The 8,955-nt window shown below is 70.5% G+C and carries 8 protein-coding genes and 1 pseudogene; 3 read left to right on the top strand and 6 right to left on the bottom strand.

The window, feature by feature from the left end:
* A pseudogene (locus AB0O19_RS28535) lies at positions 1 to 122 on the top strand (MerR family transcriptional regulator); the annotation flags it as partial.
* Positions 123 to 286: 164 nt separating this feature from the next.
* On the opposite strand, the gene AB0O19_RS28530 reads toward AB0O19_RS28535, so the two are convergent.
* From AB0O19_RS28530 to AB0O19_RS28520, 3 genes are all read right to left on the bottom strand, one after another.
* Entirely contained in the window at positions 287 to 421 is a 135-nt protein-coding gene (locus AB0O19_RS28530) for a hypothetical protein (protein WP_363623570.1), read from the bottom strand.
* The gene (locus AB0O19_RS28525; RefSeq protein WP_363623568.1) at positions 418 to 582 is read right to left on the bottom strand and encodes a hypothetical protein; all 165 of its coding nucleotides are present in this window, start codon (positions 580 to 582) and stop codon (positions 418 to 420) included. Before AB0O19_RS28525 ends, AB0O19_RS28530 begins: the two co-directional genes overlap by 4 nt.
* Positions 583 to 994: 412 nt before the next feature.
* Positions 995 to 2,809: a trypsin-like serine protease gene (locus AB0O19_RS28520; protein ID WP_363623566.1), complete on the bottom strand. Its 1,815-nt coding sequence runs from the start codon at positions 2,807 to 2,809 to the stop codon at positions 995 to 997.
* Between the two features lie 643 nt (positions 2,810 to 3,452).
* Between AB0O19_RS28520 and AB0O19_RS28515 the strand changes: the two genes are divergently transcribed.
* Positions 3,453 to 3,938: a hypothetical protein gene (locus AB0O19_RS28515; RefSeq protein ID WP_363623564.1), complete on the top strand. Its 486-nt coding sequence runs from the start codon at positions 3,453 to 3,455 to the stop codon at positions 3,936 to 3,938.
* Here the strand turns inward: AB0O19_RS28515 and AB0O19_RS28510 are convergent.
* Complete coding sequence (locus AB0O19_RS28510) at positions 3,935 to 4,300, bottom strand: hypothetical protein (protein ID WP_363623562.1); 366 nt, start codon at positions 4,298 to 4,300, stop codon at positions 3,935 to 3,937. The genes AB0O19_RS28515 and AB0O19_RS28510 overlap by 4 nt on opposite strands.
* Positions 4,301 to 4,890: 590 nt before the next feature.
* Between AB0O19_RS28510 and AB0O19_RS28505 the strand changes: the two genes are divergently transcribed.
* Entirely contained in the window at positions 4,891 to 6,045 is a 1,155-nt protein-coding gene (locus tag AB0O19_RS28505) for an oxygenase MpaB family protein (protein ID WP_363623560.1), read from the top strand.
* 348 nt (positions 6,046 to 6,393) lie between these two features.
* Here the strand turns inward: AB0O19_RS28505 and AB0O19_RS28500 are convergent, their stop codons facing one another.
* On the bottom strand, positions 6,394 to 7,173 hold the full coding sequence (locus AB0O19_RS28500; RefSeq protein ID WP_363623558.1) for a hypothetical protein: 780 nt from the start codon (positions 7,171 to 7,173) through the stop codon (positions 6,394 to 6,396).
* A 274-nt stretch (positions 7,174 to 7,447) separates the two neighbouring features.
* On the bottom strand, positions 7,448 to 8,923 hold the full coding sequence (locus AB0O19_RS28495; protein WP_363623556.1) for a DUF2079 domain-containing protein: 1,476 nt from the start codon (positions 8,921 to 8,923) through the stop codon (positions 7,448 to 7,450).
* Between the last annotated feature and the right edge of the window lie 32 nt (positions 8,924 to 8,955).

The raw sequence follows: 8,955 nt of genomic DNA, 5'->3' as shown, positions 1-8,955 counted from the left end.
GCACCCCCATCGAAGCCGCCTGCCGCATCATCATCCTCGAAGACCAACTCGAAGAAGCCCTGCGCCTCAACGAACAACTCCGCCGCACCCCGCACGACCAGGAACCCGCAACCGACACCTGACCGGCGTCCGGCAACCGGCCCACAGCTCCGCCCAACCGTACGGCCCACGCACAGGGCCGTACGGGGCGGACGACCTCACCCTGCACGGCCTGGTCGCCCCGGAGATGGGCGGCACAACTCCGGCACGCCTCACACGAGAGCGGCGAACGAGACCGCGCCGGCCTTCATCCAGGACCGGCACCGACGCGTAGGAGGACGGCGGCCTGGGCGGCGGCCAACTGCTGCCACGCGGTGTCGAGTCCGCCAGTAACGTCCGCGTCGTCCGGCTCGTCCGTGGTGGTGTCGGTGGGGCGCTTCATCGGCTGCGGCGCGCAGGTACGAGGGTGCCGGTGTCGAGGTGGGGGGTGATGCCGTCGCCGGGCGCGGCCTCGTCCGGCCCCAGGGCGGTCTGGAGCTGGGCGAGTTGACGTTCGACGCCGGTCAAGTTGGCCGTGCGGTCCACGGTGACGACGCCGTCCATGACGCGGCGCAGCGGGTCGGCGAGCAGCCCAGCGCGGCGTTCGGCCAGGACGTCGGTCGCGACGGCGCGGGCAGCGCCGAGGCGGTTGTACCGGCTGGTGAGGTCGTCGGCGGGGGTGGCGGTGCCGAGTCGTGCCGAGTTGGGATTGTAGCCAGGCGAAGACAGGCAGTTCCATGCGCTTCCGCTCGTAGTTCAGCCTCGCGGCCTCAGCCTCAGCCTCCGCCCCACGGGACCGCACCCTGCCGACAGGCTCACCAGCCTTGCGCCCGGCGCGGCGGACCGCCGCCTCGCACGCCGGGCCGAGATCCGCTCGATCGGCGCCCCGGGGCCTACCCGAGGCCGCGAGAGGCACCACGGGGGTGGCAGGCATCTCGGGCCCGCCACCCCTGAAGCCGTACTGCTACGAACGCTGTCAGCCGACTCGCCATTTCTGGCCGGCGTTGTTGGAGTCGCAGGCCCACACGCCCAGCCCGTCGCCCTCCCGGTCAGCGGTGAGGCAGCCGCCTGCCGCGTTCACGAGCTGGTTCCAGCCGTCGCCCACGCCCTGGAACGACCAGAGCTGGTTGTTGTTGCCGTCCTGGGCCTGGGCGAGATGGGTCCGGTGCGTATCCGGGTTGTGGTCGATGACCATGCCGCCACCGTAGGCCGTCTCGATCTGCCACATACCGTTGCCCTTGTCCCAGAAGACCCATTCGTTGTTGGGATTCTCCGCTTCGCCCCGGGCGGCCTGGACCTCGGTACCCGGGGCGGTGCTGCCGCCTTCGAGATCGGCTTCGAATCCGTTGTTCGCCGACATGAGTTCCTCATGGACGCCGCTGGACGGCAACTCGCTGCCGGAATCCCGGACCGAGGGCGAGAATTGGGCTGCGGCCTCCCCGCCGGACGTCTGGTACTCAATGGGTGCCTCGAGCAGGCCCGACGCGTCCGCGATGTCGACGAACTTCAGGACGCTCCCGCAGAACCGGCCGCCCCCTTCGGGGCAGGAGACCGGCTGGTCACCTGCCGAAATGATCCCGACCGCCGTGACGCCCTCAGGCGCGGGGACGAACACCGGCCCGCCGCTGTCTCCCCTTCCGGCCGCCGGGCCGTTCGACTGCTGCTTCGCGCTCCACGCAGGCCCGAACAGCTTGCTGTTGCCATTGCCGTCCTGGGCCTCGTACTGGAGAACCTTGCGCTTGACCTGGATCCCCCCCAGCTCGCCGGAACTGGCCCCGGAGGTGATCACGATGTTGCCCACCACCGGACTGTCGGCGCCGACCACCGCGGACTTCGTCTGTCCTTGGGAGCCGCTACTGTTTGTACTGGCGCCCCGCCACACAGTCGGCTTGAAGAAGTTGGCGTCGTTGGCCTTCACGAGCGCCACGTCCACCGTGGTGTTCCGGTGGCTGACCTCAGCCGAGTCCAGGTTCGCGAACCACCCGCCCCACCCGTCGTATACGTCTTTCCTGTTCTCGTCGGGGAAGCAGTGGCGCGCTGTGAACGCCCTCCCGTTGGTACTCGTGAACGCCGTCGAACACAGCCCCGCCCCGAACGGCCCCTTGCGGTCGCGCATGTACGCGCCGGCGGCGGACTGGTCGTCCCAACGGCCCTCCAGCGGCCGGGCGGGATCAGGGACAACCTCCACCGTGACCGGCACCTTCACGTCGGAGAGGACCTGCGGCTTCGCCTGCGGCCCCGCAGCCGCGAAACCGGCCGGCCCGAGTCCAGCCACCTGCACCTGCAGGCCCGTGCCGTCCACAGGGACAGCGACCTCGGTGACGCGGCCGCTGCCGAACGAACGGCCCATCTGCTCCATCACCGGCTTCGCCGCGTCTTCGAGCTCGGCCTTGCTGTAGGGCGCCGGCTTGACATCGACCGGGATCTTGCTCCGCTCGGTGAACTCCCTGACCGGGGCCGGCACCTCACCCTTCCAGAAGATCTCAACCCTGCGCGCCTGCGGCGAGGCCACCGCCCCGGCATACCCGTTCACCGTCTCCAGCGCCGCCAAACGCTCCACATGGCGCACCGTGGCATTCATACTCCGCTGCAGGGCGAACAGATCGTCCCAGGAGGCGAATCCCTCAGGCGCCGGCTGATGCGGCTGCTGGACGGACGGGGCGGCGGGCCCTTCGGCGGCCAAGGCCGGAACACCCTGGGCTCCCAGCGCGCCGACCATGGCCAGGGGGACGATCCAGCGGGCGGCACCACCCAACCGGCTGCGCCGTACGGACAGGGACGAGCTCGTCATGAATGCACTCCTCTGCAACTCTCGGAAACCGGCCGCCGGGCACCGACCGCACAACCGGGGCGGTCCACAAGCCGGTGCCCACAGCCCACCGGTCGCGAGCAGACAATCGATGGACAACCGATCGAGGTTGGCATGTCCGGGCAGGGAAGCTGGAAATGCCCGAGCCGTACGCTGGTCGTCCACGTGGCGCCGACGGGGCGGACCCCACCATCCGGTGCGGGGGCACGAGCAGCGGGCCGTCCCGTCGCTGTCTGTCGTCAAGTCACCCGTTCATCAGCCTGGTACGGCGATCGAACGGACGGAGCCTGCGGGCCTGGCTGATGCGGCACCGTCGTGGAAGGTGCCAGCCGTGCTTCACGTGGTGCGGATCGCTGCGCCGGAAGCCCTGGTCGGCACCCGGTCGTACGCGGCGGTCGGACAGTTGTGCCGCGTTCGCACCCCAGGTCGTCGAGCCGCCCGGACTCCCTACCGGCCGACGCACGCCCCGCCTGACGCCGGCTCGACGCGTTCGGTGGCCGGCCTCGGCTGACGCCGGTCCACGTGGGCGTTGATCGTTTGTTTACTGCCTTCGCGCATGATCCTTCCTGCACAGGGCGCCCCACGCGTTCACGGGCGCGAACAGATGAGAAAGGCACACGGGGAAATGAAGACAACGAAGACGCTGCGGCACATGGGCCTCGGGATGGCGGCCGGCATGCTGGCACTGGTCGGGACGGTGGCGTCGGCAGGGACCGCGCAAGCCTACGACCTGCCCACCGCGGACTTGGACGAGCCCGGCATCCTCTACCGCGGCGGCCACATCGAAGCGGGAGACACCCAGCTGATCCTGCAGAACGACGGCAACCTCGTCCTCTACCGGGCCTACCAGGAGGCAAGTCTCGTCCACCCCGTGTGGCAGGCCAACACCTGGGGCTGCGGCTACAAGGCGATCATGCAAGGCGACGGGAACTTCGTCGTCTACGACGCCAACAGCCGCCTCTGCTGGTCCGCCAACACCTTCAAGTCCAGCTCCTTGCAGAAGGCCAGCCTTCAGGTCTCCGCCCTCGGCGGCCTCAAGGTCGTCTTCGTCAACCCCAGCGGCGGCCGGAGCATCAGCTGGGCGACGATCCGCAGCTCGGACCTGTACTAGCTAGCGACCTGGCAGCCCTCGTCGAAGCCGTCGCGGTCCAGCACCACCTTCCGGGCCGGGGCGGACTTCGCCCACTCGGCGTCACACAAAGCCGCATCGCACAGAGCCGCGTCGCCCTGACGCCCGCCGCTCTGGACGATGGCGAGCCGGGCGCAGCAGCCGACGACCCGGGAGGCGCTGCGGCTCCCCTCGGGGTCGCCGAGCCACTTCGCGGCCCACTCCGGGGTGCCCGCAACAGGCGACGCCGAGGCCGACACGGGCGCGGCGGCCGTCGCCGGCGCCCCGCTCGACGTGCGGGCCGCTGCTCCCCCGAGCGCGACGATCACTGTTGCTGCGGCGACAAGCCGCTCCCCCATGTTCATGGTCAGAGAAGGTAGTGGGGCGTACGAACCTTCCGGGCCGCCGGGCAGGCCCTCACCCAGCGGCTTCCCTGGCGGGCCCGGGCTCGGACGCCGGAGCGTTCGCCGCGATCTCGGCCCGCAGCCCGGCCGGGTACAGGCCGATCCGCAGGGCGGTAGGCGGACGACGGGACCGGGAGCACGCCCAGAACTACACCCCGGGCCACGCCACGAGCCCCGACGCGGATACGGCACCCGGCCCCAGCCGCTGTCCACCAACCCCACAGGGCACTGGCTGCACGCCCTGGACGGAGTGGACACGTGGACGCCCGCCATCGAGGTGCTGCGGGACAGTGTCGTGGCGGCGTCCCGGTAGCACGACAGACGGCCCGCCACCGCGCCTCGTGCCGTGGCCGGACAGGTCCACCGTGGTGCCCTTCACTCGTTCGGGGGAGGGCGAAACGTTTTTTCGCTCAGCTGAGGTACGACGTTCCGCCAGGGTCGGAAGCATGCCGCTGCTCGCTGATCCATCTGCCCGGGACGCCATGTCGACCACGGTTCCCGGCACGTGCCGACCGGCGGCTTCCCCCCTCAGCGAAGGAAGGAGCCCTTCTGTGGCTTTGACGACTCAGAACGCGACGCAAGAGCTGGAGGCCGCGGGCCAGGCAGGTGACCCGCAGGCCGATCAGCTCGTCTCCGATCTGATCGACCACAAGGAAATCGACGGCGTCAACGCCCTCTTCCGCACCATCGGGACGCTCAAGCCCGGTCAGGACCTCTCCCAACTGCCCCAGCGGCTGGCGGACTTCCTGCGGGAGGCCGCGGCGCCGCCGCCGGACTGGTCGGAGGCGGACGTCGACGCCGCGGAGGGCTTCTTCGGCCACCACCACGGCGAAGTGACCATGCTCCAGGGCACCGTCGGCCTGATCGGTACCTACCTCTCCCCCACCGGCGCGTTCACGCTCCGCTCGACCGGGCGGCTCGGCGGCGTCAAGGGCCCGGGCCGGCGCCTGTCGCAGTCGTCCCGGCTGTTCCTCGACATGGGCAACAAGAACGCCCTGCGCGACGGCACCCTCGCGGCGAACGTCACCAAGGTCCGCCTGGTCCACGCCTCCGTACGGCAGTTGCACAAGAAGAGCGGCACGTGGGACTACGCCAAGTGGGGCGAGCCGGTGTCGATCAAATACACCACCGGCGCCTCCTGCGTGTTCAGCGTGCAGATCCTGGAGGCGATGAAGAACCTCGGCATCGACGTCTCCAAGGAAGACGCCCACGGGTTCATGTGTGCCTGGCACTACGTCAACCACTACCTCGGCACTCCCGAGCGGTGGCAACTGCCCAAGGACGCCGACCTGGTCACGCGCATCTGGAACCAGGCGCGCAACGACGAGTGGAAGAAGACCGAGGACGGCGTCTTCATGACGCAGCAGGCCGTCGACTTCTACAAGCAGTTCTACCCCGGCCCCACGCACGACGCGCTCATGGCCCTGGTCCGGCACGCGCTCACCGACGAGTACGCCGACATGGCCGGCGTGCCCAAGGGCGTCCTCGACCTCGCCTCCGGTCCGCTCGCCGCCGGCCACGGCGTGGTCAGCGGCCTGGGCGGCGGGCTCCTCGGCGGTTCCGTCCAGAAGACCACCGGAGTCAACCCCTACAAGGACGTCCTCGGCATGGCCTCCAAGACGTTCAACGAGATCCAGAAGTTCGCGCTCACCCACGACCAGGACGACCAGCCGCAGATGCACCAGGAACTCGGCGACGACCGCTGAGCACCGCACGCCGTGCCCCGCCGACCCCACAGGCCCGGGCGGGGCACGGCGTGAACCACCCCATGGCTCAGCGGAACGGCTCGGTTTCCAGGGGGAGCACAAGGTGGCGCTGTCTCCCGGGGCCGTCACCCAAACCGCCTTCTGCTGCCGGTCCAGGCCCCCAGCACCGGCGACTGCGGGGCGGCGGCCACAGACCGGACTCGCGCCGCCTCCGTGCCGGACACCGCCTGACCAATGGACGGGAACCCGCCGGGCTCATCCCGGCGCCGTTCAACCGCCCCGGTTTCGATGTCATCTTCTTGCTTTCGACACGTCCTCAGCGCCGCCGGTTCCTCTTCCGGCCGACTGTCACGTGTCAGAACGACGCCGGAGCCATGCCGTGGCCAGCATTCCCAGAACCACCAGCAAACCGCCGACCGCGATCCCGATGTGCTTCGCGCTCAGCAGACGGTTGTTCCTGCCTTCAGCCGCAGCATCGCGCGGAGGAGGGGGGATGGTGGCCCCGGAGCTGGGAGTCTCCGGCCCAGGCTGGCCGCCTTGGGGATTGTCCCCTGCTTGGGGCGACGGGGAGCCGGACGCGCCGCTCCCGTCGGCAGTTCCACCCCCGTACGGAGGAGCGCCGTCACCGCGGTCACCGTCGTCGTGCCTGTCGATGCAGTGGGCAGCCGGGAAGGAGAAAACTCGCTCGTGGCGGTCGAATGCCTTCACCACGAAGAGCGGGTGCTCCCTGAAGAAGTCACGAATCTGCCACTCGTACTGGTTGCTGGTCTGGGTGGGGTAGTTCACGTCCAAATACGTTGAAACATTGAAGCTGTCCCACGGTGCTGCCGGCGACGAGGGTGAGGATGACGCGTCCCCCTGGAGAACGAGAGCCTCCGGCCCGTACCGGCCGTTCTTCAGGATGATTCTGAAGTTCTGGTCGATGAGTACGACACGGCGGGAACTGTGGCAGTCACGCAAGGGATTGTGGTCATGGTGTCGCCCCTCCCCCTCCCCATCCCCGTCCTGGAGCCACATGGAGCCGAACGCATGCCGTGCGGACGCCTGCGCAGCGACGTCCGCCAACGGAGACGCCAGGGCGATTACCGCACCCGCCAGCGACGCTGCGACCCGGGGACGACGATTCATCCAACGACCTCCATGGGTGGCGAACGCGCTGGACCGCCTGTTGGGCGACGCATCCGAATCTCGGAAGAAGTTAAGAGGAGTCGACTCGTCATATCGTGAACATCTCGGGGGAGCCCTCCTTTTGTCACTCAGCCGCAGCAGTTCCGGGAGAAGGAGGTAGGGCGTGGGCCGGTCCGGGCACCGTGACCGGCCTCCCCGGCCTCCCCGGCCCCATCGGCAGTGCCGGCAGTGCCGGCAGTGCCGACAGGGCCGACAGGGCCGCTGGGCCGCCTTGTCATTCCCGCACACCGAGGTGGTAGACGGTGACGCCGCCGGCACTCGCGACGGGACGGTAGCCGGCGGCGGGGAGGGCGCGAAGGGCTTCGGCCTCCTGGCCAGCGGGGAAGAGGCCGTCCCGCGGGTGGTCGGGGGCCGCGACCCAGTCGGGCTTCACACCCGAGCCTCCGGGGTAGTACGGGAAGAGGAAAACCCGGGTGCGGTCGGTGAGTTGGGGTGCGATGCCGTTGGCGGCAGCCACCTGCGCACCGTCCGGGATCACCCGCAGCACCCCGCGCACGGCGTCGGCCGTCGCGTCGCGCTGCCAGGTGGCGGGCCGGGCCAGCTCGGCGAGGGGGCGGAAGGGCAGGGCGGCGACCGTCACCGCGAGCCCGACGGCCACGAGGCCGCAGGCCGTCCACCGCCGCAGGCCGTGCCGCGCGCGGAGCCGGGCCAGGGCGTCGGCGAAGGCGAGGAAGACGATCGGCATCAGGACGGCGCCGTAGTGGAAGCCCGTCCCCCAGTAGGCGGGGTTGGTGGACCAGAACCGCCAGCCCAGCGTCGGCAGGGCGAGCAGGACCAGTGGGGAGCGCAGCGCCAGGAACGCGGTGGGGGCCAGCAGCACGGCGACGGTCCCCCACTTCTGGGCGGGCAGGAGCAGCCTGGTCACGGGGTCGCCGGCCGGGCCGTCCACGTTGGAGAGGTAGGTGTAGACGCCGTCGGGATTGAGGGCCGGGATGACGACCAGCACCACCAGCGCCACGGTGGCGGCGGCGAGCGCGACGACGCCCGCGCCGAGTCGGCGGCGACCGTGCCAGAACAGGTAGCAGCCGACGGCCACGACCGTCGCCGCCAGGTCCTCCTTCACGAGCAGCAACGGCAGCGCGCACCACGCGGCCGCACGCCACCTCCGCAGCGTCAGCCGCTCCAGGGCGAAGGCCAACAGCGGTACGGCGAAGGCGATTTCGTGGAAGTCGAAGGCCACCGTCTGCTGCAGGCCGACCGACAGGCCGTACCCGACGCCGATGCCCGCGCCCGCCCACGGACCGGCCGCCCGCGCAGCCACCCTGGTCACCGGGACGGCGGACACGGCGAGCAGCGCCGCCTGGGCGACCAGCAGGGTCAGCGGGGAGGGGAAGGCCCGGTAGAGTGGTGCGAGGGTGGCCAGGATCGGGTGGAAGTGGTCCCCGAGCAGGTGGAAGCCCGGCCCCTTCAGCTCGGAGACCGGCGCGCGGCCCTCGGCGTAGCCGCGCACGGCCTGCTCGAAGATCCCCAGGTCGAAGCCGGACGTCCGCAGGTGCAGGTGGCGGGAGACGGACAGCGCGGTGTAGGCGGCGAACAGCACGGCGGCGAGCGCCCAGGGCAGCAGGGCGGTCCGGCCCCGCCGCGGCGGCTCGGGCAGCGGACGGGATCCGGGCCGGGTCCGCAGCTGGGACTGGAGCTGGGACTGGGGTGCGACCGTGGCGCGGGGTGCGCGGGTCAGGGTCAGGGTCACGGGGCTCACCTCGCGGTAGGGCGGACGTGGGG

Origin of the sequence: Kitasatospora sp. NPDC091276 (genome assembly GCF_040684355.1) — a bacterium.
In the GTDB taxonomy this organism is placed as follows: Bacteria; Actinomycetota; Actinomycetes; order Streptomycetales; family Streptomycetaceae; genus Kitasatospora.
Note: the sequence above shows the minus strand (reverse complement) of the source record. Positions and strands in the feature narration are given on the sequence as shown.